The sequence below is a fragment of the Desulfosporosinus sp. Sb-LF genome (assembly GCF_004766055.1).
Lineage (GTDB): Bacteria > Bacillota > Desulfitobacteriia > Desulfitobacteriales > Desulfitobacteriaceae > Desulfosporosinus.
In genome coordinates, this window is sequence record NZ_SPQR01000024.1 from 1 (window position 1) to 22,941 (window position 22,941).

The window sequence follows — 22,941 nt, forward strand, 5'->3', positions numbered from 1 at the left end:
TTCAGGGCCAAGAATACTTGGGGCGCAGGCCCCTGGGAACGTAGGTCATCGCCAGGTAAACCAGCAAAAGGACTATCTCTAACGAGGTAGTCTTTTTGTGTTAGAACGAACAATTTTTAAGCATTTAAACGTCTATGGGGTCGGGGTTCCACCCCTTCGGGTCCACACTGCCGGAGAGTGCGTCATAAGTCGCCGTGTGGCGAAAGGCTCGTCCGCCTTTCGTCACACGGCTGGAGTTTTCGTTATGGGTTGCCGTGTGGCGAAAGGCTCATTCGCCTTTCGTTTCAGGGCCAAGAATACTTGGGGCGCAGGCCCCTGGGAACCGACCCATTAAAATGCTTTGAAGTTCGGCTTACCATCTTGGTCAGATATAATAATTTTGCCATCAAGGATCATACCCTTAGGAATCTAATTTGTTATAACTTGGAGAAAGCGTTCTGTAACTTCATTTTCATGCCTAAATAATGAACTCGTCGCCCTATACCGAATCACAAGGCCACTTGGTTGGGCCCTCTCTGATATGTAAATCATTCCTCATGTTCTATAGTTTCCTGATATAATATCTTAGAACTTATATAAAAAGGGATCTCGTTTGTAACGGGAATTTGAAATGCTACTTATAACTATGATCTCTACAAACGATATACCATTTGGATACATAAAAACCTTTGGGGATAGAGTCATCGTTACAGAGGATGGAAATGTTAGGAGCGGACAATAAAAATGATCGAGTGTAGTATTAACAATTTAACGAAATATTTTGGTGCCAATAAACTATTTCATAACATATCCTTTGATTTAAAAACTGGAGAGAGAATAGGTTTGATTGGACAAAATGGATGTGGAAAAACAACTATTTTAAAAATAATTATGGGTTTAGAGGATTACCAAGAAGGTGAAATAGCCATTCGTAAAGATGCAAGAGTTGGCTATCTCAATCAAATGCCTGTTTTTGAGGCTAATGCAACCACTCTGGAGGTTATTGAACTTGCTTTTGAACCTGTTTTCAAGCTCAAGCAAGAGATAAAGGCCCTAGAAGATAGGCTCATACATCTTCAAGGAGAAGTTTTAGAAAGGGCTATTCAAAGCTATGGGCTTTTTACAGAACAATTTGAAACCCTTGGTGGGTATGACATTGAAACGAAAATCAGCAAAATAACAGAAGGTCTTCAAATTACGGACCTTTTAAAAGGAATGCGTTTTGAGCAACTGAGTGGTGGAGAAAAAACAAGAGTTATTCTAGCTAAAATTCTTCTAGAACAACCGGATATTTTATTATTAGATGAACCCTCTAATCATTTGGATCTAGAAGCTATTGAATGGTTAGAAGATTTTTTGAAGGAATACAAAGGTTCTGTTCTTGTTGTATCTCACGACAGATATTTTTTAGACAGCGTTGTCAATAAAATTGTGGAGCTGGAATTTAACCGCGCCGTGCCCTACCCCGGCAATTATAGCTATTATGTCGTAGAAAAGGAACGTCGCTTTTTAGTAGATTATAAGATGTATCAAAATCAACAGAAAAAGATCGATAATATGGAACGACAAATTGAACGCTATCGTATTTGGGGTGTCATGAGAGATAGTGATAAAATGTTTAAGCGGGCTAAAGAGCTAGAAAAACGATTAGAAAAAATCGAAACCTTGGATCGACCTATTTTGGAAAAGCGAAAGGTTCGAATGGATGCTCAAGCAATCAGTAGAACAGGAAAAATGGTTCTTGAAACAGAGGGTCTTGCTAAGCATTTCGGTGATAAACTATTGTTGCAAGACGTTAAATTTGATATTTTTTATCGGGATAGTGCGTGTATAGTAGGTAGTAATGGCAGTGGTAAAACAACATTGCTAAAAATGATCCTTAGGGAATTAGAACCGGATTCTGGTTCGATTAAAATAGGCTCACGTGTGAAAATTGGTTATCTACCTCAGACAGTGAGCTATGAAGATGAAGAACAGACGGTTTTAGAGTATTTTACAAAGTTATATGATTTGACGTTAGGAGAAGCAAGATCTCAATTAGCAAAAGCCTTGTTCATGAAAGAAGATGTTAATAAGAAAATCAAGTCTTTGTCAGGTGGAGAAAAAAGCAGGTTGAAGCTTTGCTCATTGACGTTTGATAAAGTAAATTTTATGATCTTGGATGAGCCAACCAATCATTTAGACATTGATTCAAGGGAAGTATTAGAAGAAACCTTGATTCAATTTGATGGGACACTGCTCTTCGTTTCTCATGATCGCTATTTTATTAATAAAGTTGCGGATAAGATGATAGCGATTGAGAATAAAGCTATCAACGTTTATCTGGGTGATTACAGCTATTATCTAGAAGAAAATAAAAAGGGAATAGTAAGAATGAGTGTAGTAACACCCAGTATTGCGCCAAAAGAGATTAAAAAAAAGGTTACCTACCAGAAACCAAAGAGGAGTAATCTTGCAAAAAAACTAGAACTTCTTGAAGAAAAAATTGAACAGTATGAACGTAAAATTAAACTGATTGATGGAGAAATGGTTGACTATAGCTTGGATGCCAATCGCTTAAATGAACTATTTCAAGAAAAGGAAGTTCTAGATAAAGAACTTGAAAAATGCTTAGAGCAATGGGAAGCATTACAAGAATAGTGAATGGAGGGCAATGGCACACGTCCTAAGCGAGAATGAAAAGAATTTTTGGGTATAATGAAGGTGCTTGTTCATGCAATCGAAGTAAGCTTGGTAAACAAGCATAAGGGGTACAATCATGAAAAGGTTTATTGTTGCCATTATTGCCTTTATCGTAGGGTTAATCCCAGGTTTCTTTATCGTATTTAATTCTGTTTTCTCAGATCGTAGTGGTTCTCTTAACGAACGACTTTTTACGTTCCTGCTCGTGATCATGGTCTATTTTATATTAGGTTTTATCTTTGGGTTCATCGAAAAAAGTAGACCATGGCTGCATTGAGTTAGTCTCAGTGCACCTGCAGTTATTATCTTAGTACTATATTCCTTTAAGGAGCCAACACTTATAGGGCTAAATATCTTATACGCTTGTCTAACTGTAGGATCTTCTTAGTTGGGGTCCTTCGTGAGGGAACGTTTAAGAAGATGATAGGACTAGCAAATTCAGACGCCCTATGGTTGAATTTTTTCAGCTTCATAAATGATAACTGTGAGTAAAGGATTTGAAAAATATGAAGGAAGTAACAGCAGCAATCATCTTAAAGGATAATAAAATACTCATTGCCCAACGGGCACCTGGTGAAAATTTAGCAGGTAAGTGGGAGTTTCCCGGTGGAAAAATTGAACCAAAAGAGACGCTACAAGAATGCTTGAAGCGTGAAATCAGGGAAGAACTTGATGTTGACATAGAAGTCTTAGATTTTTTTGGTGAAAGCATTTATCCATATCATAGCGGAACCATTAAACTGATGGCTTTTTGGTGCCAGTGGATTTCAGGTGATTTCACAATGAAGGTGCACAGCCAAATAGTGTGGGCTAGTCACCATGAGTTGGACTCGTATGACTTTGCCCCTGCAGATATTCCACTCGTAGAAAAGTTGAAGGCAGTTGTTGGTAGGAAACTGGGAGCTTATAGCGAATACTAAAGAACGGGATAACTAAACCTTGTGTAAAACTATGTAAGATTGGAGAAAAGAAATGAAAATATTGGTTATTGGTTTAGGGGCATTAGGAAGCGTGTATTCTTGCCTTCTAAGTTTAGCTGGTCACGAGGTGACGGGGCTAAGTAGACCGGCAAGCCTTGATAAGATCAAGTCGAATGGGGTAAAAGTTACCGGAATATGGGGAGAGCACACGACCATGCTCTTTAACGTCGTCTCCGATGTCTCAAAACTTACACGTCAGAAATTTGATATGGTAATTGTCACTGTAAAATCATTCCTCACGGAAGAGATTGCTCAACAAATTGCACCACTAGTAGGAGATAACACCTATGTCTTTCTGCTACAAAACGGGTATGGGAATTTTGAGGCCGCTGCCAAATCGATTCCTGGGGACAAGATTGTTTTAGGTCGAGTCATTTTCGGAGCGGAGACCTTAGCGCCAGGAGAGTCAAAGGTCACGGTCATTGCTGATGATGTGATGATCGGATCCCCCGAAAATCTCATCAATCAGGAATTACTCGAGGAGTTTGCCGGGATTTTTCGCAAAGCACTTATTCCCACAAAAGCATCGTTAGAAATCATGAACTATATTTGGGGAAAAATCATCTATAATTCGGCCCTCAATTCCTTAGGAGCCATCTTCGAGGTGAGTTATGGGAAGTTAGCAGAAGAGCCTGTTACACGAGAACTCATGAATATGATGATTCGGGAGATCTTTGAATTGCTCAAAGTAAGGAACATACCTACTTTTTGGCCTGATGCTCAGAGTTACTTGACAAATTTTTATGATCACTTGGTTCCCACCACTTCCGCTCATCATTCATCCATGCTTCAGGATATTCAAAGTGGTCGTCGCACGGAAATAAATGCTTTAAACGGAGCAGTCGTTGAGCTGGCCCATAAATCAGGTACACTTGTTCCTGTCAATGAAGTTATTGTGGCAATGGTTAAAGCTAAAGAAAATTTTAACATTCGCCACGGATAAATAGTTTGACCTATGAGAAAGGATGGATGTAAATAATAACTCGAATATTGAAGGTTTTTATATATTTAATGTCGAATAAAAGTACATGGTATTGCATATCTATAGAATCATTAAGGTCAGCTTGAAGAATTGTGTGGGGGTATTGAAGTGACAAAATTCGAGGCTTACCGGCTTATAGTTTCAGACGTTCAGCAGTTTTTCAATGATGACGTTGCTATTACACTTTTCGATACGGAGAAGATTGTTGCTTATTACCCGGGAAAAATGATCAATACTAAGGCCAAGATTGGGAACCCACCTACTCCGGGCTCAAATGTTTTGGAAGCTCTCACGAGCGGAAAGCGCATTGTAAGGCGTGTTTCAAAAGAACTTTTTGGTGTTCCCTTTGTCGGTGTTGCCCTACCAATCTTTGAAGAGTCGAAAATTGTCGGTTGCCTTGCTATTGCTTGTTCCGTTGAGCTTTATGATAATCTTTTCGCAACGGGTAAGGAAATTCTCGGGGCTGTGGTAACGATTTCTTCCTATGCTCACAACTTGTCAGGTGCTACTGAAGAACTAGCGGCAACGATTCGGAGTATGGACGATGAGACTGAACATGTAAGCACAGAGATGCGTAGAACCAACGAATTGACACAGCAAATCAAGAAGATTTCTAAACAGAGTAATATCTTAGGGCTCAATGCCGCTATTGAAGCTTCCCGGGCGGGTGAACATGGACGGGGGTTTGCCATTGTATCGGAAGAAGTCAGGAGGCTTGCTTCGAATACTGATGCTTCCACTAAAGCAATCGACAGTAATGTTCAAGAGGTTCAATCCTCCGTGGGACTTTTAATTGGGGCCATTAAGCAACTGACAGCAGTAACTGAAAATCATGCTAATGATGTTTCGGAAATTGCCCATAGTCTATCAAGAATTGAGAGTATGGCCAAGAAACTTGTGGAAATGGGACAAAGCTAAATAGAATTCACTTGTAGTATTAGAGAGCCCTTTCTGGCACAACCAGATAAGGACTCTCTTTTGTATTTAAGGTTAAGTGCGCTTTTCAACATTTGTCACCATCACATGATAAGTATCGGAACAGGCCATAGGGGTCCTGTAGATCAGAAATAGCTTAGATTATATTATTAAAAATAATTATCATAGTAAATTTTTATATACTTAATAAGCGTTACTAATAGATGTTCGCTGAAAAGAAAATACAAAGTTCGCCAAAATACTACAGAATAGTCTAAAATCTATCATTCTTATCATAAGAAAAACTAATAATACCATGATTAGGAACTATAGACAGAGGTTTATCTTCATGCTAATCTTCAATTAACAGGGTATTGTCATTGGTATCTTGCAAGTTGACAACCTAAAGCGAAGAGGAGGAAGAAGAATATGTTGGAATTCGTAGACACACCAAAGGTGGGGAGACAACGTCGGTATTGCTCTCAGATTGAATATAGCCTGCTCGTCCTCCTAATTCCGATGATGCTCTTCTTATTAGGAGCTGGCGCTTTAGCGACTAAGGCTCATACTAATTCACCACAATATCAAATGCTGCAAACTTCGACTATAATTCAGCAAGAGACTTATGTAATTGGGGAGACTTTCAAGATGGGGAATCTCCAATATAGAATAAACAGCGTAAGAACTTCGGACGGCGAAGGAAATGTAGTTACGCCACCACGTGAGGGTAGTACTTTCCTTCTGGTAGATCTCACTATAGAAAATCAGGGAAGTACCGATGCCGAAGTTAGGAGTATGATAGGGTTTAAGCTAAAAGATAAAGATGGGAAAAAGCAAAACTTTAATAGGGAAGTCACTCTAGCAGTTAAGGATGCGATAGACGGTACAATTAAAGCTGGAGGAACGATGACAGGTGAATTAGGGTATGAGGTGGTAAAGGGAGCTCAGACATTTGAGTTAGCGATTATCTCTGACCCTTTAAGTTCCAAAACTAAAATTGCAAACGTTAAAATCCCCATGCAATAACCTACATTATTTACCAAGTTCTTTCCAATGCTCATATGCCTCACTTAATTCAGTTAGTACTACTGATTTATCTTTAGCTTGAATAGCACCCCTAACCCTTGCAATATTTATTGTAAAAGCATTAATTTCATCACGTTCTGAACTAAATTGCACTCTGTTGACTATTTTATTCCATACTCTATTTAAATGATCTGCATTTTGGTTAGCTGCATCCCAATTTTCCTGATTGGCATCCTTCATAAGGGTTTCAATGGATTGTGGAATATTGTCATCACCCCCTAAAGATTGTTTGAATACATTACCACTTAGCATGACCAAAACAAAGAAAACGAGTGTAACTATTGGAATAGCTATTACCAAGAACTTCCTCATAAAATCATCTCCTTAGTAGGGTCCTTTATAATCCCCAATATCAGTAATCTTCGTTAAATGATCTTCGTACCTATCAACATACAAGCTCCCCGCCGGATTAAGCGTAACCAAAAAAACCTCAGATATTTTCTTGATTCCCTGCTTCTTGAGCTCCTTTAGTAGCCAAGCCTTATCTTTATTAAGCTGTCTTAGATTTTCTTCGATAATAATTCCATCGTAAACTAATTCTGTACTTATTCCAGAAGGAGAAACAGCAATTTTCATCTCCTTGGGAGTTAAAGGTAGGTGTTCTGGCTTTAATAATACTGATAGCTGACCATTAGGTTCTATTAGTGCAAAATCTACTTGGGTTAAGTCAAATACTCCTTTGTTCCGGAGAAGCTCTAAAACCTCCGAGATCTGATATTTCTGCTTTTTCAATGCTTTTTCCATAATCTTGCCGTTCATTATGACAATCGTTGGTTCCCCTTCTAAATACTTTGCTGCATATCTCCATTTTAATGATATTGAGTTCATTATGTATCCCAATAAACACCAAGTTAAAAGGCCTACCCAATGTGGCCACGCCCGACTGGATAAATCTGTTGTTAAGGAAGCTGCAATGGAACCAATTGTAATCCCCAGTACATAATCAAAAAAGTTAAGTTGGCTTATTTGTTCTTTTCCAATGATTCTTGCAAAAATGAGAAGAGAAAAAAAACCTATTACAGCTCTAACAATTACCACTAGGCCCTCATCCATAAAGCAACACCTTCCATAATTCCCAATATTACTGGGATATTATTTGATATTATGAGTTCTTTATACTGCCTGCATTGACTTAATTAACTCTTCAGATCTTTTATGTTTGCAACAAACGCGCTTGTAAGTCAGTTTTCGATACATTGTGAGATAAGGAGTAGGCAGTTGTCATTTATGTTTCATGGGGAGGATTAGATTGATGGATATTGAAAAGCCTGTAAAAAGCAATAAAGCTAGGTTAACCAAACCAAACCAAGCACACGTATCTGATTTGCGAAATCCGGGAAACCTATGTCATACTCACATATCCTAAGGAAAGGAGATTACAATCAATGAGTAATAAGAAAACTGATAAATCGAGAACCCATGCAGCTACAATGGATGACAAGCGTCCGAATTCAGATAACGATAAGAAAAAGGTTCCAACGAGCGCTACAAATAATCCTATGCGCGCGGATTAACGCCATTTAATCATTGCAGTTTCATCTGTAATACCCCGGAAACATGAAAGGAGCCCTCGGCATTGCCGGGGGCTTTAGTGTCATTTCGTCATTCCAAAATAATTGCTGCAACTGGGCAACTTTTGGCCGCTTCTTTAGCCGATTCTTCGGCATCTTGTGGAACAGGATTTTTATAGGCTTCGGCAATCTCGTAGCTATTCATCCTGAAAACTTGTGGACAAATCGCTTCACAAGCACCGCATCCGATACAATCTGAATTTACGGTAGCAAACATTAATTTTGCGCTCCTTTCTTGCACATAGCGGTAACGATTTGGCGGCCAGACACTTCGTTTAACTTCACCTCTTGGAAACCTGCGCTGAACAGCCAATCCGTATACTGGTCCAGGGTCCAAGTGCCGCCATTGGCAGTATTGACCAACATATTTACACCAAAAACAGCTGCAAAGGGATTAGTTCCGCGCACCATATCGACAATGGCGATGCGCCCGCCGGGAACTAGTACCTGACTGACCTTTCTGAACAATTCTCGGTTTTCGGTCTCACTGAAAATATGACAGATATTACCTAGATAAGCCAGATCAAAGGGTCCAGGGGGTAATCCCAAGTTGAAGTCCCCTGGGAACATGGTGATACCAGCTTTTTCTGCTTTCTCCTGCATTAATTGTACTACTGGAGGCAGATCCAAAACTGTCACTTTGGCCCCTCGGGCAGTAAAGGCACTGCCATAAATTAGAGGCCCGCCCCCGATATCCAGCACCTGCACCCCATTGATTGTGTCTGTTAGAAGAAAATCTGCAATGGCTGGAGCACTCTTTTGCGCGCCATGACGCATGCCTTCCATAAAATAGCGGGTGTTTTCCGGGTCCTGGTCTGAGGACGCTGGTTGGCCACTGGAAAGAACTTCAGGCAATTGGACCCAGGATCGGATCATATTATAGCGGTGCATAAAGGCAAAGCCCACATAATTTGGCGATGCTGGGTCATAGATCATTTTTTGTGCCTCTTCTGACAGGGTTATTGTTTCTCCCTGCCTGCTTACATAACCAAGATCGGCCAAAGCTTCCACCACCACCCTAACGGCTCGGGGATTTAATGATAATTCTTCCGTCAGGCCAGCGTAAGTAGTGTTTCTGCGCAAAGCCTCGACCATTCCGGTTTTCACTGCAGCACCTAAGATTAAGAGTTCCTGGGGTAAGGCCAAAATTTTATCATCCGGCATTGGTTCCACCTCTTTCCACTTTATAATAGTTTACCAAGTTCCTTAGTTTTTTCCTATGACCCGACCTAATATTAAATCATCGTTCCTCCTTGTAAGCCTCCTTTTGTTTGGGTATATAATATGTATAGCCTAGATTGGCAAATGTAGTGGTGAAAGAGAGAAAATATACATGTTTGAGACAATAAAAAACTATAGTCCCTATAATGATCAAGAAATAAAGGATAAAGAAGTCATTATCTATTGTACAGAGGTATTCGAGGACGTTTTAACTAGGAATAATCAGGTTGCCCATTTTACAAGCTCGGCATTTGTAGTAAATAGAACATATGATAAGGTGCTCATGATACATCATAATATCTATAATTCTTGGTCTTGGATAGGAGGCCATGCCGATGGAGAAGAAGACTTATTGGCGGTTGCCATGAAAGAATTAGAGGAGGAAACTGGGGTGAAAAATTGTCACCCTGTCACTCCAACTATTTTCTCTTTGGACGTACTGACTGTGTTAGGGCATAAAAAACGAGGAAACTACGTATCCCCACATTTGCATTTATCCGTCGCTTATTTAATTGAGGCTGATGAAAACGATTTACTAATGGTTAAAGAAGATGAAAATAGTGGAGTCCAATGGATTCCTATTGATGAGATCAATGTCTATAGTACTGAACCTCATATGCATAAGGTCTATGAGAAGTTAATATCTCGACTTCAACTCATCAACAAAGGTGCTTTATAAGATTGTTATTCCTCAGCTAATTCACTAAGAACCCTTCAAAATGGGGTAGATATGGGCAGAATTAGATAAAAAGAAAGTAAGGGAAAAATCTTGGAGATCAAAAATAAGTCGATGAACCGTAAAGGCATCAATTATGATATTGGGACGTTTACTCGTGGCAAAGAATCGTCGTCCCGTGATATATTCGATCCTGTTATTGTGCAAAGAGAAATGGAAATCATCAAAAATGATTTGCACTGTAATGCCGTAAGGATATCTGGACAGGATATCGCAAGACTTACTACGGCTGCAGAATATGCATTGCAACAGGGGTTAGAGGTCTGGTTTTCTCCAGCCTTTGTTGATGCCAACGAGCAAGAAACTCTGACTTACTTTGCCGAATGTGCTAAAGCGGCAGAAAGATTACGGTCGCAGTCGCCACGTATTATTTTTGTTGCCGGATGTGAGTTTACGTTTTTTATGAAAGGTCTTGTAGAAGGAAACACTGCATTTGACCGTATCGGTACGTTTATGAAGCCTTGGCGCTTGCTCAAAAGCACGATTCTAAAAGGCCCTTTCAATAAACGCTTGAATGAATTTTTGGCTAAAGCGACGACCGTTGTAAGAGAGAATTTTCACGGTCAATTGACTTACGCATCTGGTCCTTGGGAAAATGTAGACTGGTCTTTATTCGATATCGTTGGAATTGATTATTATTGTGAATCCCACAACAAGAAGTCTTACCAGGAAAAGTTGAGAGCATATTTTAAGTATAGTAAACCCGTGGTCATTTTAGAGTTTGGCTGCTGCACCTATCAAGGGGCTGAGGATAGGGGTGGGTACGGGTGGGCAATTGTCGATCGGAGCAAAACGCCCTGTCAGCTTAAAGGAGAGTATATACGCGATGAAAGCGTGCAAGCGAATTATCTCTTAGAGCTGCTCGATATTTTTAAGGCGGAAAACGTTGAAGGGGCTTTTGTGTTTACGTTTGTTAGTCCAACTTATCCCTATCACGAAAATTGTCTCTACGACCTAGATATGGCGAGTTATAGTGTTGTTAAAACGTACCCAGATCAAAAGGAAAAGGGAGCAACCTATAAATGGATGTCATGGGAGCCGAAAAAAGCGTTTACGACTTTAGCCGAGTATTACTCCCGTCATTAAGTGGTTAATTTTCTAATGCAGCACAATGCCCTCAACATTTCCTTGTGGGAAAGTTGAGGGCATTGTTGTGTTTCAATAGTTTCTCGTAAAGGGTCTGCTAATTCGAGCTTTAGGCTTGCCGAGTATTTCTGCCCAGATGACTGCTTCAATGAGATCTTTTTCTGCAAGGTCTGGGAAAGAATTACGTTCTTTCAGTTGAATTGTTTCAATTTCGGGCGAATTTATGGGCTTGAATGTTCCTTCCGATCCAGCAGTTCCCTCAACCCCGTTTGTTCCTTCGACTCCGTCTGTTCCTTCGACCCCGTTTGTCCCTCCAATCCCCGCTGTACCTTCGCTTTCGGTTGCATTGTCCATCCAAGGAGCTTCTTCAACTTGAACGTTGTTTCTAACTTCAACGATTTCTGAGGTAGGGACCGGGCTGCCATAAGAAAGTAATTTTTGTAAAGAAGCTTCAAGATTGTTCCCCCAGGGGGAAGAAGGAGAATACCTGCTTCTAGGACGTTGATTTGTTTTTGTGGCCCCTTTGTTTAATTTGGAGACTAAGGCAAAGATCATGATGATAATAGGAAGGAATGATAGTATATCCATAGTAATCCCCCCCTACTTTTTAGGGGTAGTGAGGTCCCCAGAATCCGCCTTACCGGTGCGGGCGATGTTCTCTCTCATGGTCGTATCGGCCATAATGTTTTGCATGTTGTAATAGTCCATCACGCCCATTTTTCCTTCTCGTAATGCAGCGGCTAAGGCTCGGGGTACTTCGGCTTCTGCTTCAACGACTTTCGCTCTCATCTCTTGAACCGATGCTTTCATTTCTTGTTCCCTAGCAACAGCCATCGCCCGTCGCTCCTCGGCTTTAGCCTGGGCAATTCGTTTATCGGCTTCCGCTTGGTCGGTCTGTAATTGTGCACCAATATTTTTACCGACGTCCACATCCGCAATATCTATGGACAGAATTTCAAACGCTGTCCCGGAATCAAGGCCTTTGGCTAATACCGTGCGAGATACCAAATCAGGATTTTCTAACACAGCCTTATGTGAGTCCGAAGAACCAATACTGGTTACAATTCCTTCCCCGACTCGGGCGATAACGGTTTCTTCTCCTGCGCCCCCGACGAGACGGTCAATGTTAGCGCGCACGGTAACACGCGCTTTAACCCGTAGTTCGATACCATTTTGGGCGACTGCAGATACGATAGGTGTTTCAATGACTTTAGGGTTAACGGACATTTGCACGGCCTGCAATACGTCACGTCCTGCAAGATCGATGGCAGCTGCTCTCTCAAATTGGAGGGGAATAGCGGCACGTTCAGCGGCAATTAAAGCGTTAACAACTCGGTCGACATTCCCGCCGGCAAGGTAATGGGCTTCCAATTGGGCAGTGGTAATATCTAGACCCGCTTTATGAGCTTTGATGAGCTGGTTTACAATTTTAGAGGGAGTGACGCGACGTAGCCTCATTCCAATGAGAGAAAAGATCCCAACATTGACTCCTGCAGCTAAAGCAGAAATCCAAAGACCAACGGGAATGAACGTTAGTAGGATTCCCACGACCATAATCGCAAGGATTAAAAGGATAAGAGACAATAGTGAAGCAGCGCTTAACATTCTTTAAAACCTCCCTTGATATCTAATGCTTTATCTTCAATTTGGCGGACAATAACACGCGTACCTTCTACAGCAATGACCATTATATTTGACCCGTTGGCTATAAACCCTCCTTCGGTGACCACATCAAGTCGTTCGCCACTAAAATCAGCCGTTCCCGCTGGGCGTAATTGACTGAGGGCGATCCCTTGCATGCCTAGGAAGTTTTCGTAACTTGGTTTCGGTGCTACGTAGCCATCTTTCTTGTTTTGACGAGTTTTCAAGGCGAACCTTTCCCAAAAACGACGAGTTTGGGGAAAACGAAAACTAAGAGCGATCAAAAGCGCTAGTGTAAATAGTAACAAACTCACGTAAAGTACGCCTTGGAGTAAAGAATCAACCGTCAGCATAATCCCTGCAATTAGGGCAATTATGCCAAACAATCCGAGAATTCCTCCAGGAACAAAAATCTCTAGAAATAAGAGCACAATTCCTAGCACAAATAGAGCTACAACAAATCCAGTCCCCACGTTTCCCCCTCCTTGCTAAGAACCTTTACTTGAATTAAGTTCATGTTCAGGTTCTTTTGGCAATATCTTTAACCAGTGTTCAGCAATTTGTTTATATAGATTTCCTCTTGCTAACAAATTAAGGATAACTAAGGTTACAGCAACCTTTTCTTTATCTTCCTCATTCATGTCCTCCTCAGTCAGAGAATCGTTAACTTCATTCGCTAACTGTTCTACAGATTTTTGCCAGTCGAGCTGTGTTCGATCGAAGATTTCACAGTAGTATTTATAGAGCTTCGACGGATTGATACGGTCATCGGAGTTGTCAGCTAGCGTTTGGTTGACAAACCCAAGCAAACGGGAGGCTTCTTCCAAGGACAAGATATTGCGTAAGTCGTTGATGAGTAAGATATTGGCAACTTGTTCACGGTTGTACTTCTTTTTTTGCGGACTAGGGAGATACTTACGTCGAACCCAGTTTTGAATATGCGTGTTATTAATATCATTTTGACTGACTCTCTGAGCGACTTCAACGACTTGAGAAAGCATCATAGAGTCGAGTTCCAAATAAGGTAAAGCCTTCGCTTTGGGTTCGAGTGTATTGACAATATCCATGATATCGGTTAGATAAGACGTTTTCATATCATCACCTCCTTTGTGATCAACTTCTTGGGAAGTTCGGTTTAAGTAATTTAATGATCTCCATGCCACTATTATATGATCAATATGATCGTGTGTAAATATCATTACAACGTTATTTTCGAAATAAGGTTAAATTTATTTAAGCATTCAACTAATCACTTCGAATATCAGAGAAACCCATATTGACGTCATTATTCAGAAGGGCTATAATTTGGCATATGATTTAGTAAATTACTAAAATAGTAAATGTATTGGAGGTAATGTTTAAAATGAAAATACCAACTACTCTAAAGCACAAGCCAGTTATTGTATCTGAAAACTATGAGAATGTAGACGGCAGATATGCTAAAAATTCAGATGCAAAGGGCCTTTCATTAGGTTTGGCCCAGTGGAATGATCGAGGCAAGGTAGAAATTTCTGCCAAAGTATGGCGATATACTGGAGAAAAGTGGTCTAGACAGTCTGAAGAATTACCATTCCACCGCGTGCTTGACCTTGCAATTCTAGTTTGTAGAGCAAAACTCCATTTCCAAGAAGCTTATCGGTATGAGAAATTATATAATCCCGAGAATCCTATTATAGACAGAGTTGGTTTACAGGGTGACGCTATGACAGTGTCTGTATGTACTGATAATCAGAAGATCGATGAGGACATTAAATTATTCAGCCAGGCTCTCAGTAACGATGATGAACTGCTTGGGGAGCGTTTGCGCACTTTATCAAGGATTCTAAAGGAAATGGGGTACTAATCGATGGATAGGAAAAAGGAACTGAAGGAACAATACCGGCAAATGAAACCTGATATGGGGATATTTATTATTCGGTCTACTTTAAGTAATAAGTGTTTTATTAAAAAAACTCCAAATTTGAAAGGCGCTATGAATAGCACATTGTTTCAATTAGAAGGGGGGGGTCACCCTAATCGAGAGTTACAAAAAGAATGGAAGGATTGTGGTGAAGAGAAGTTTATTATTGAGATACTTGAAAAGCTTGAATACGATAAAGATGAATTAAGAACCGATTACACAGAAGATTTAACGTTATTACAAATGATTTGGGAAGAAAAATTGGCAAAAGAAAACCTTGAGTTCTATTAAGAAATAGAGGATGTCGGTCATGAGAATTTTGTTATTAATGGAAGTTCTAAAGGCAAAATCGGTAATGCGAATGTAATGGTTAACGCCTTTTTAAAGGGTGCACAAGAAGCAGGAGCAGATACTTTTAATAGAAAAGAAATAAAGCACTGCAAATGTTGTCATACTTCTTGGGACAGGGGTCCTGGACGGTGCGTAAGTAAGGATGATATGTTGGAGTCCTGTCGCTTGCGGGGGGCAACTATTATCGTATTCGCATCACCTATATATTTCGAAAATATTTCAGGTATGTTAAAAGTTTTCATGGATCGAATGACGATGCTTGGTAGCCCTCATGCTCAAAAGAATGTAAAAGAAGAGAGACAGCATGTTGAGTCAGCAGGAGTACAAGCTTCTAAGTTAATGTTGATATCTAGCTGCGGTTATCCTGATCGATCAGAGTTTGATGTAACTTCCCTTTGGATTAAGAGGGTTGCCCAAAAGATGCGCATGAAATTGGTCGGGGAGATTTATGCTACTCAAGGGAAATTTCTGACTTCACCAACAGAAGAGCTACGACCCATCATATCGAATTACCTACAACTATTAGAAAAAGCAGGAGCAGAGATAGCTACTGATATGAAGTTTTCGCCAACAACCTATAAGTTGTTACAAGAGCGAAACTTTACCTTGTCACAATAACGCTGATCCTCTGTCACTTCGACGCCTCGGTTTAATAAAGGATACTTGTTTTTCTAGTAAGATAGTAAAAAATCTCAGATGCAATAAAGTACCCTATAGAGGAGACAACCTAAAAGTCTACTCTGTAGGGTATTATTTGTTGGCCACTTTAATGAAATCGGCTTTAGGCTAGAATTAAGCTAATGATGTAACAAGAAAGGTGAATCGTCGATGGATGGAAAGATCTAATATTGCGTTTGTCGTTGAACTGCCAATACTACCACTGCCTACCTGGATCATCCGCCATGCTGTTCACAGTGCCTCGCGGGTAGAGGACCGAGTAATGATCTAGAGTTGGGTCTGCTGTAGTGCTGGTGGCTTGGGGGAAGACCAGCAAAAGCTTAAACTCTTGCCCTGCTGTATATCCGATAATGTCCTCACCGTTTGCACGAGTAGTATAGGCTGGGGATCCGAAAACCTCCTTAACTTGAGAAAGGGACAATTTCTTCAACTCGCTCTCAAAAGAACGGACTTCGAAAATTTGTGCACCTTTGTTATAACCAAAGGCAACATTGTGCTTGGAGTAAGTGTCATACGTTCCGTTGGCAGTAGCGACATAATCGGATCTATCCGGGTTTCCCCACTTTTTCTTAACATCATCAATGACTGTTGTATTAGCTGGGAATTCGCAGTTAATCACCTTTCCTTGCTGAGCTAATTGCATTATATTGGATAAGAGCTTTTTTGCAGGATCTGTAGGCTCCGTAACTGGAGCGGAAGGGGTAGGGGTGTTTGGAGAAGTTGGAGGTGTTGGTTCAGTTTGTGTTTGCGAACTGTTCGATGGTTTTTGAGGTGCAGTGGGATTAGAGCACCCCACGACAAGAGCAAAGGCGAGTCCTACAGTAGCCCATTGTGAGACTGTTTTCATGGTTGTTTTCGATAGAATCATTACAGTCAACCTCCTTTACTTTGGGTCATAACCTATAGCAGCCCAAATGCCAGATTGGGCGTGGCGGACCAAGCGCTTCACATAAACGGTTTTGATTGGGCCTTCCGAGAATTGAATCACAGCTTCAGTTCCGTTGTTGGATGTGATGTCGAGTGAGTTGAAATTGATCGAAGGGTTACCGGTAATTCCACCAGGGGAGATTTGCGTTATAGCAAATGTGAAAGCTACTTGCACAGGGTCGAGCTGCCAGGGGCTACTTCCTGCATCGACTTGTTGTTGGTTTCGTTTGACGATCTCCATGTCAACCTCTACTTTAACGGTAGGTTGGTTTGGCAGTACTTGGCTATCAGGCATCTTTATCGTATTCGCGATTTGTTTGGCCAATTCCTCGGCTCGTTGTCCTTGAACTTTTAATTCTAAGCCGTTTTGCTGCCAGCGGAGAGTATCTGGTAAGACTTCAAGTGGTCCGCCTGCTGCCTGACCCAAAGCAGCAAGTGAAGATGGTGCAAAAGGTTTTAGTGCTTTGGTTTCAATGACTATAGTATCCTCGAAATCAAAAACGATTCTTTGGGTACTCGCGAAAATCTGCTGAGGCTTTTCAGAGAGCTGGAGCGGCGTTAGGCCGCTGACAGCAATCGCTTCGGTCAGACCGCTCATGGATTTGTCAGTAGTTTGATCGACGATTCGATACCCCTCAGGCAGATTGTAGGTAAATACGTTATCCGGTATTTGGGTATTTGTCTCGAGGTTCTTGAAGGTATAGGTTGTTTGAATTGCCTTCTGCATCGCTGTCTGAAGTTGAACAGGCAAATGGGTTTCTGTATCGATCCATAGATAATAGGGTAAACCGCCTGGGGGGTCAATCTCAATACGGATGGTAGTACGACCAGCGATGGAATCTTGCCCGACAATCTTGTGGGGATATTGCTGGGCTATTGTTGCCTCTTTTTGTAAATCAAAATTGTGAGGGTCGAGATATAGGGGCAGTAAAAAGAGTTCTTTGTTTTTCGGATTAACTCTCCATCGGCGTTCACCGTTATTAACGGAGATAATACTATCTTCGGTTCGGGTCGCATAATTATTTCCTTTAAACCAGACGTCGGTTTGTTGAAAAATCTGACGTTCACCTGCTTCGTTGATGCTTACTTTCTCCAGGGTCCCGTGATAATTCTGAAGTTGTTGCACTGTTTGTTCCATAGCTAAAACAATATCATTATTAGTATGAGACCAAGGCGAAAGTAAGAAGATGACGATTAAGAAACTGGCAACGAGTGCGGACCAGGGGAGAAAGCTTTTTTGTGTACTTGACCTTCTCTGCAGTTTCTGACTTAACTCAAGAGTAAACTTTTCGCTAGGTCCATCTATTGGACGTTGATTCTTAATTTCTCGAATAAGTGCCTGAAATTCGGCTATATCCTGATCGTTACTTTGATCGGGTCGACGTTCTTCATTCAACCTATCGATAAAATCGTCGACCTCTTGCTCAGGTGACGTTTGAGTCAAGTTTTTGTTCGTTTTCATACTTATTTTATTATCCTCCATTCTCCTCCGCAGCCTGAATTAACTCGCGTAAAGCTTGAAGTGCTCTATATTGTAAACCGCGAATAGAGTCCTCGCCGCGACTCATGATTTCAGCAGTTTCCTTGCGGGAATAACCTTCAACAATACGTAGTTTCAACACCTGCCTATATTGTTCTAGAAGTTGGTTCATAAGCTCTTGCACAAAAGCGTGTCTAATCCAATTGTAGGACTATCTAATTGGGATTGTTCCTTGCTTTGATGGGTGATTATTTGCCCGTGTCGGTAACGGTCATAAATAAGATTTCGTGCCACGTGCTTGAGATATGGATAGTGGGGGGAGTCTCCTTGTCTTTCCTCAAACATCGGAAATACGTTTCTTGGGTAATATCTTCCGCCTCTTCACGGTTCTGAAGAAGAGCGTAAGTGAAACCTGTTTTCTGTAAGTGATTCTTTCTTTGTTTCCACCTTTTCATCTCCTCACTCACTTAAACGAACGACAGAATAAAACGTCACGAGTGCTATATCTAAGCTAAGGGGCGCATGGTTTGTATTAATAATATTAAGTGTAACATTAGTTATGTTAAGGACTATATTGACATATTTAATGTATAGAGTTATTATCTTAATCATAGAGGCGCTTACAGCAACAAATGTAGAGGTGATGATCTTGGATTATAAAATACCCAATCGATGTCCTGTATGTGATCATGTAATGCACATTAGCAAACTAACTTGCACACATTGTCCAACGAAAATTGAAGGCCAATTCAGTACCTGTAAATTTTGTCGTCTTCCAGCTGAGCAGCTTATTTTTGTTGAGGCCTTTATGAAATGCCGAGGCAATATCAAAGAAGTGGAAAAAGAGTTGGGTATATCCTATCCTACCGTTCGTAGCCGCTTAGACAGTGTCATTGAGGCCCTGGGTTATCGAGTGGACAGGGACGGAGAAAAGGAAAAGTTGGACCCACAAGGGGAAAGTCAGCGCAGGCAAACTATTCTTGAAGCCCTTGAGCGTGGGGAAATTTCACCGCAGGAAGCTGCGCGTCAAATGAGAAAAATGGATACGTAAGGAATACGGTTAAGGCCAAAAGGCCGGAAAGGAGCAGGGAGAATGGGAAACGAGAGAATGAAGATTTTAGAAATGATTCAGGAAGGTAAACTGACCGCTGCTGAAGGAATGGATCTATTAAAGGCGGTTGAGGAAGGAAATTCGGATGAGATGGGTTTTCAGATAGCCGAAAAGGGGATAGCAAAAAGGGAAAAGCCTGCATCATCTTATGGGGATCGCTTTTTGCGAGTCCGAGTCGTTGGAGAAAAAATGTTAAAGGTGAACGTGAATGTTCCTTTCAGCTTGATACGATCTGCTTCCAAACTTATTGTTTACGCCATGAGCTTTGTTCCAGCGGACAAACGCGTGGAGTTGGAACAAAAGGGTCTTGATTTGCAAGCTTTGGATGTTGAAGGGCTTATCCGTGTCATTGAAGAGAGTGTGGATGGTAAGATCGTTGACGTAGAAGTTGCGGATCCTGAAGAGGGAAGAATCAAGGTGGAAGTGTGTGTGGAGTAAAACCGCAATGTTTTTAATGGTCCGAGTCAAAGTGCAAAGTCGTTGGGGTTTTATGTTGCCTGTACCTCTACGTGTTATGGATGAGTTCCTTGAGGCCCTCACGGATTTGGCTCGGGTTGGGGAAGTGGCCTTGAGGTACGTTCCAGTTCCACGAGAAGAAAGTTCTCGTAAACATCTGTTTTGGGTTAAAGCGCTTTCCCCCAGTGGCATCATTTCAGCTTTTCACAGTGTTTTGAAGGACTTAAGAAGGCATAAAGGGCTAGAGGTTGTGGATGTCGAAACTGGAGATGTCCGAGTTAAAGTACACTTAAAGTGAACGAGGGGATAGGATGAAAAAACAAATTTACCGTGTTCTTGTGAATACAATCGCCTTTTTCCTTGCGGCTGTATTTCTGCCCATAGAGGCGACAACACCCCTTCACTTCTTTGGGGCGGGAATAGTCCTTGGTCTAGTGAATTTACTAATTCGCCCAGTACTTATTATTTTGACCATCCCGCTAAACCTTATAACGTTAGGGGTTTTCACTCTTATTGTAAATACTTGGATGATCATGCTCACTAGTGGGCTTATGCCCGGATTTTATGTACCGGGGTTTGGGGTTGCGTTCATAGCTTCCATTTTCGTTTCCTTAGTAAACTGGGGTTTCAAGAAATTTTCTAAAAACTAAGTTTTATTAACTTTTCATAATGGAGTACACCGGGTCTAAACTCGGTGTTTTTTATTTTGGGTCATATTGAATTGTTTTGTAAATTGGCAGGAGGCTTCAATTGAATAATTAACATGTCTTGGGAGACCATAGAGATATCAATTAAATATAGAATCAATGGAGAGTGATTGTATGGAAAACGTAAAAAACATGGAAGACGTTCGATATTGGCAAAGAATTGTATACTACATCTTAGGAGTCATTGAGGTATTATTGGCCTTTCGTCTCGTCTTTAAGCTATTGGGTGCAAATCCGTCGAGCGCATTTGTATCATTTATCTATACTCTTTCTAATATATTTTTGGCGCCCTTCACTGGAATATTTAGAACAGCAACTACACGTGGAGTTGAAACCCAAGCGGTTTTAGAACCGGCTATTGTTGTTGCTATCATTGTCTATGCTGTGATCGCATGGGGAATAGCAAAACTAATCGAGATTTCGCGAAAAACGTGAATGGTATTAGAGAAATGACTATGGCTCTCTTCCGATACGATCATGAAGACACGTAATAGGACGGCGACAATAATGTCGAATCGTCCTTTTTATTTAGGGTATGTGTATAATGTTATGAGAATCCTTTTTACCTAATACTCAAAAAGGGGGGCCTAATGATAGAGAGAGTTATCAAAACGGTAAACCCGCTCCATGTTTTTTTACTCTCTAGCTCTATAGTAATCTTACTGATGTCAGCGATTCACCCAAAAGACCTCTTTACTTGGTTTCTTGAAGTTTTTCCTGCCTTAATTGGATTAGGAGTTCTTATTGCAACGTATCATCGATTTCGCTTGACCAACTTAGTGTACATACTTATATGGATCCATGTAATAATTCTTATAATTGGCGGCACTACACCTACGCAGAAATGCCTCTATTTAATTGGTTAAGAGATACCTTTGATCTGGCTAGGAACTACTATGACCGGCTAGGACATTTTGCACAAGGTTTTATTCCTGCAATTCTCGTCAGAGAAATATTGTTGAGAAAATCCCCTTTAAAGACTGGGAAATTGTTATTTTTTATTGTAGTTAGCATTTGTCTGGCAATCAGTGCGACCTATGAATTAATAGAATGGGGCGTTGCGGAAGCAACGGGTACTGCGGCTGAAGCGTTTTTAGGAACGCAGGGAGATGTATGGGATACACAATGGGATATGTTTTTTGCCTTGATAGGGGGAATCATTGGGCTTGTATCCTTGACAAAGATTCATGACAAGAATTTGGAAGATATTAATAAAACTTGTGGTTAACTTATTGTCAAATACCTGAGAAGGCAAGTATATTTGTAATTTAGGAGGTTTGAAAATGGCTGATGAACTATTACTTGGAACATCGATCCTTGAAATAATCAAAAAGAGGATATCGGTTAGGACATATCTCGAACACCCTCTAACGTCTGAAACAAAAGATAATTTAAGGGCATTCTATTCTTCCATCAGTGGTCCGTTTGGCGTACCAATTAGGTTCGAACTTATTGAAAGTGATTTAGCGCTGAAGGGGTCAAATATAAAGCTAGGGACGTATGGTGTAATTAAAGGTGCATCGACCTACGTCGTTGCAGCCGTGGTAAAATCAAATAAGGACTTAGAGGAATTTGGATATGTGCTCGAAAAATTGATATTATATGCAACTTCATTGGGCCTGGGTACCTGTTGGCTCGGGGGCACTTTTAAAAAGAGCGAATTCTCCAAAGCAATTAAGCAAAAAGATAATGAATCATTACCTTGTATCACACCTATCGGATCTCCGAGTAGTCGTAAGAGTTTTTTGGAATCCGCTATGAGATTTGCTGTCGGTTCAAACAACAGAAAAAGTTGGGAAGAGCTATTCTACAAAGGTGATTTTGGTCATAAATTGCCTGAGTCAGAGGCCGGAAAATACGCTGTCCCTCTTAAAATGCTCCGTCTTGCCCCTTCCGCATCTAATAAGCAACCATGGAGGATTATTCAAGACAAAACTAAACTTCATTTCTACTTACAACATACTAAAGGATACGCAAAACAACAGGCTCATGATTTGCAAAGAGTTGATATAGGTATTGCCATGTGTCATTTTGAACTGACGGCCAAAGAGATGGGAATAGTTGGGAAATGGGTAATAAGTGATCCGGATGCTATCAGTACACCAGTAAACACCGAGTATGTAGTAAGCTGGGTTGAGGTTAGCTGAAGAACCATTAACTCTTCACAATTTCAGGACGGGCTTTAGAATGTCGTTTCTCTGGTGAAGACTAAAAACAATAATAGTTTTCGATATATGTTGACAACGTATATCGAAAAATGGTACTATAACTGAGCGCCACAAAGACGCAAACCGATTGAAAAAGGTAAGGGGTAAAACCTTTGAACTAATCAATCAGAACGAACAAATTAGTGATTGACAACGCGAGTTGAAAATGCTAAGATGTGATTCCGGCCCAAACGGGTGCTGGAAACAAAGTTTAAACCATGGTCTTTGAAAACTAAACAACAAGG

General features: G+C 40.8%; 30 protein-coding genes and 1 pseudogene. 20 read left to right on the top strand and 11 right to left on the bottom strand.

Annotated features, from left to right (window positions below; translation table 11 throughout):
* Positions 1-97: 97 nt before the first annotated feature.
* The 7 genes from E4K68_RS19545 (at position 98) to E4K68_RS19575 (ending at position 6,564) form a co-directional block, all read left to right on the top strand.
* On the top strand, positions 98-334 hold the full coding sequence (locus tag E4K68_RS19545; RefSeq protein ID WP_135380689.1) for a hypothetical protein: 237 nt from the start codon (positions 98-100) through the stop codon (positions 332-334).
* Between the two features lie 389 nt (positions 335-723).
* Entirely contained in the window at positions 724-2,619 is a 1,896-nt protein-coding gene (abc-f, locus tag E4K68_RS19550) for a ribosomal protection-like ABC-F family protein (RefSeq protein ID WP_135380692.1), read from the top strand.
* Between the two features lie 118 nt (positions 2,620-2,737).
* Complete coding sequence (locus E4K68_RS19555) at positions 2,738-2,938, top strand: hypothetical protein (protein WP_135380695.1); 201 nt, start codon at positions 2,738-2,740, stop codon at positions 2,936-2,938.
* Positions 2,939-3,167: 229 nt separating this feature from the next.
* The gene (locus E4K68_RS19560) at positions 3,168-3,581 is read left to right on the top strand and encodes a (deoxy)nucleoside triphosphate pyrophosphohydrolase (RefSeq protein ID WP_135380697.1); all 414 of its coding nucleotides are present in this window, start codon (positions 3,168-3,170) and stop codon (positions 3,579-3,581) included.
* 52 nt (positions 3,582-3,633) lie between these two features.
* The gene (locus E4K68_RS19565) at positions 3,634-4,584 is read left to right on the top strand and encodes a ketopantoate reductase family protein (protein WP_135380700.1); all 951 of its coding nucleotides are present in this window, start codon (positions 3,634-3,636) and stop codon (positions 4,582-4,584) included.
* Between the two features lie 147 nt (positions 4,585-4,731).
* Positions 4,732-5,541 (top strand): methyl-accepting chemotaxis protein, encoded by an 810-nt coding sequence (locus E4K68_RS21550; protein ID WP_135380701.1) that lies wholly within the window; start codon positions 4,732-4,734, stop codon positions 5,539-5,541.
* Between the two features lie 426 nt (positions 5,542-5,967).
* Positions 5,968-6,564, top strand: coding sequence for a DUF4352 domain-containing protein (locus E4K68_RS19575; RefSeq protein WP_135380703.1), 597 nt, complete (start codon positions 5,968-5,970; stop codon positions 6,562-6,564).
* A gap of 6 nt (positions 6,565-6,570) precedes the next feature.
* Here the strand turns inward: E4K68_RS19575 and E4K68_RS19580 are convergent, their stop codons facing one another.
* Together E4K68_RS19580 and E4K68_RS19585 are read right to left on the bottom strand one after the other, a co-directional pair.
* Positions 6,571-6,936 carry a DUF4363 family protein gene (locus tag E4K68_RS19580; RefSeq protein WP_135380705.1) on the bottom strand — a complete coding sequence of 122 codons (366 nt, stop codon included), beginning with the start codon at positions 6,934-6,936 and terminating at the stop codon, positions 6,571-6,573.
* Positions 6,937-6,948: 12 nt separating this feature from the next.
* Positions 6,949-7,677, bottom strand: a complete 729-nt coding sequence (locus tag E4K68_RS19585) for a DUF421 domain-containing protein (protein WP_135380707.1) — start codon at positions 7,675-7,677, stop codon at positions 6,949-6,951.
* Positions 7,678-8,009: 332 nt separating this feature from the next.
* Between E4K68_RS19585 and E4K68_RS21555 the strand changes: the two genes are divergently transcribed.
* Entirely contained in the window at positions 8,010-8,138 is a 129-nt protein-coding gene (locus E4K68_RS21555) for a hypothetical protein (RefSeq protein WP_282433018.1), read from the top strand.
* Positions 8,139-8,226: 88 nt separating this feature from the next.
* On the opposite strand, the gene E4K68_RS19590 is transcribed toward E4K68_RS21555, so the two are convergent.
* The gene (locus E4K68_RS19590; protein WP_135380709.1) at positions 8,227-8,412 is read right to left on the bottom strand and encodes a ferredoxin; all 186 of its coding nucleotides are present in this window, start codon (positions 8,410-8,412) and stop codon (positions 8,227-8,229) included.
* The gene (locus E4K68_RS19595; protein WP_135380711.1) at positions 8,412-9,359 is read right to left on the bottom strand and encodes a class I SAM-dependent methyltransferase; all 948 of its coding nucleotides are present in this window, start codon (positions 9,357-9,359) and stop codon (positions 8,412-8,414) included. Before E4K68_RS19595 ends, E4K68_RS19590 begins: the two co-directional genes overlap by 1 nt.
* 163 nt (positions 9,360-9,522) lie before the next feature.
* Between E4K68_RS19595 and E4K68_RS19600 the strand changes: the two genes are divergently transcribed.
* Both E4K68_RS19600 and E4K68_RS19605 read left to right on the top strand, forming a co-directional pair.
* The gene (locus E4K68_RS19600) at positions 9,523-10,095 is read left to right on the top strand and encodes an NUDIX hydrolase (protein ID WP_135380713.1); all 573 of its coding nucleotides are present in this window, start codon (positions 9,523-9,525) and stop codon (positions 10,093-10,095) included.
* 111 nt (positions 10,096-10,206) lie between these two features.
* Positions 10,207-11,238 carry an abortive infection protein gene (locus E4K68_RS19605; RefSeq protein ID WP_243450461.1) on the top strand — a complete coding sequence of 344 codons (1,032 nt, stop codon included), beginning with the start codon at positions 10,207-10,209 and terminating at the stop codon, positions 11,236-11,238.
* A gap of 72 nt (positions 11,239-11,310) precedes the next feature.
* Here the strand turns inward: E4K68_RS19605 and E4K68_RS19610 are convergent, their stop codons facing one another.
* From E4K68_RS19610 to E4K68_RS19625, 4 genes are read right to left on the bottom strand one after another with little or no spacing between them, the layout of a single operon-like run.
* Positions 11,311-11,826 (bottom strand): hypothetical protein, encoded by a 516-nt coding sequence (locus E4K68_RS19610; protein WP_135380716.1) that lies wholly within the window; start codon positions 11,824-11,826, stop codon positions 11,311-11,313.
* 12 nt (positions 11,827-11,838) lie between these two features.
* Entirely contained in the window at positions 11,839-12,843 is a 1,005-nt protein-coding gene (gene floA / locus E4K68_RS19615) for a flotillin-like protein FloA (RefSeq protein WP_135380718.1), read from the bottom strand.
* Positions 12,837-13,352 (bottom strand): NfeD family protein, encoded by a 516-nt coding sequence (locus E4K68_RS19620; protein WP_135380720.1) that lies wholly within the window; start codon positions 13,350-13,352, stop codon positions 12,837-12,839. The genes floA and E4K68_RS19620 overlap by 7 nt, the downstream gene beginning before the upstream one ends.
* A gap of 15 nt (positions 13,353-13,367) precedes the next feature.
* Positions 13,368-13,973, bottom strand: coding sequence for a DUF1836 domain-containing protein (locus E4K68_RS19625; protein ID WP_135380721.1), 606 nt, complete (start codon positions 13,971-13,973; stop codon positions 13,368-13,370).
* 269 nt (positions 13,974-14,242) lie between these two features.
* On the opposite strand from E4K68_RS19625, the gene E4K68_RS19630 reads away from it, so the two are divergent.
* The 3 genes from E4K68_RS19630 to E4K68_RS19640 are packed head-to-tail and all read left to right on the top strand — an operon-like array spanning position 14,243 to position 15,748.
* Positions 14,243-14,722: a DUF6530 family protein gene (locus E4K68_RS19630; protein ID WP_135380723.1), complete on the top strand. Its 480-nt coding sequence runs from the start codon at positions 14,243-14,245 to the stop codon at positions 14,720-14,722.
* 3 nt (positions 14,723-14,725) lie between these two features.
* Positions 14,726-15,070 (top strand): GIY-YIG nuclease family protein, encoded by a 345-nt coding sequence (locus E4K68_RS19635; protein ID WP_135380725.1) that lies wholly within the window; start codon positions 14,726-14,728, stop codon positions 15,068-15,070.
* Between the two features lie 33 nt (positions 15,071-15,103).
* Positions 15,104-15,748, top strand: coding sequence for a flavodoxin family protein (locus tag E4K68_RS19640; protein WP_282433019.1), 645 nt, complete (start codon positions 15,104-15,106; stop codon positions 15,746-15,748).
* A 256-nt stretch (positions 15,749-16,004) separates the two neighbouring features.
* Here the strand turns inward: E4K68_RS19640 and E4K68_RS19645 are convergent, their stop codons facing one another.
* From E4K68_RS19645 to E4K68_RS21270, 3 genes are read right to left on the bottom strand one after another with little or no spacing between them, the layout of a single operon-like run.
* Positions 16,005-16,676: a YjgB family protein gene (locus tag E4K68_RS19645; RefSeq protein ID WP_135380728.1), complete on the bottom strand. Its 672-nt coding sequence runs from the start codon at positions 16,674-16,676 to the stop codon at positions 16,005-16,007.
* Between the two features lie 15 nt (positions 16,677-16,691).
* Positions 16,692-18,197 (bottom strand): sigma-E factor regulatory protein RseB domain-containing protein, encoded by a 1,506-nt coding sequence (locus E4K68_RS19650; protein WP_135380730.1) that lies wholly within the window; start codon positions 18,195-18,197, stop codon positions 16,692-16,694.
* 10 nt (positions 18,198-18,207) lie between these two features.
* Positions 18,208-18,387, bottom strand: a complete 180-nt coding sequence (locus E4K68_RS21270; RefSeq protein WP_243450462.1) for a sigma factor-like helix-turn-helix DNA-binding protein — start codon at positions 18,385-18,387, stop codon at positions 18,208-18,210.
* Positions 18,388-18,864: 477 nt separating this feature from the next.
* Here E4K68_RS21270 and E4K68_RS19660 point away from each other — a divergent pair, with 477 nt between their 5' ends.
* From E4K68_RS19660 to E4K68_RS19690, 7 genes and pseudogenes are all read left to right on the top strand, one after another.
* Positions 18,865-19,266 carry a DUF2089 domain-containing protein gene (locus tag E4K68_RS19660; RefSeq protein ID WP_135380748.1) on the top strand — a complete coding sequence of 134 codons (402 nt, stop codon included), beginning with the start codon at positions 18,865-18,867 and terminating at the stop codon, positions 19,264-19,266.
* Between the two features lie 42 nt (positions 19,267-19,308).
* On the top strand, positions 19,309-19,764 hold the full coding sequence (locus E4K68_RS19665) for a hypothetical protein (RefSeq protein WP_135380732.1): 456 nt from the start codon (positions 19,309-19,311) through the stop codon (positions 19,762-19,764).
* Positions 19,754-20,080 (top strand): hypothetical protein, encoded by a 327-nt coding sequence (locus E4K68_RS19670; protein ID WP_199241839.1) that lies wholly within the window; start codon positions 19,754-19,756, stop codon positions 20,078-20,080. Before E4K68_RS19665 ends, E4K68_RS19670 begins: the two co-directional genes overlap by 11 nt.
* A 13-nt stretch (positions 20,081-20,093) precedes the next feature.
* The gene (locus tag E4K68_RS19675; RefSeq protein ID WP_135380735.1) at positions 20,094-20,432 is read left to right on the top strand and encodes a phage holin family protein; all 339 of its coding nucleotides are present in this window, start codon (positions 20,094-20,096) and stop codon (positions 20,430-20,432) included.
* A gap of 171 nt (positions 20,433-20,603) precedes the next feature.
* Entirely contained in the window at positions 20,604-20,924 is a 321-nt protein-coding gene (locus E4K68_RS19680) for a YggT family protein (protein WP_135380737.1), read from the top strand.
* Between the two features lie 155 nt (positions 20,925-21,079).
* Positions 21,080-21,717, top strand: a pseudogene (locus E4K68_RS19685) (DUF2238 domain-containing protein).
* A 55-nt stretch (positions 21,718-21,772) separates the two neighbouring features.
* Positions 21,773-22,636: a nitroreductase family protein gene (locus tag E4K68_RS19690; RefSeq protein ID WP_135380746.1), complete on the top strand. Its 864-nt coding sequence runs from the start codon at positions 21,773-21,775 to the stop codon at positions 22,634-22,636.
* Positions 22,637-22,941: the final 305 nt, after the last annotated feature.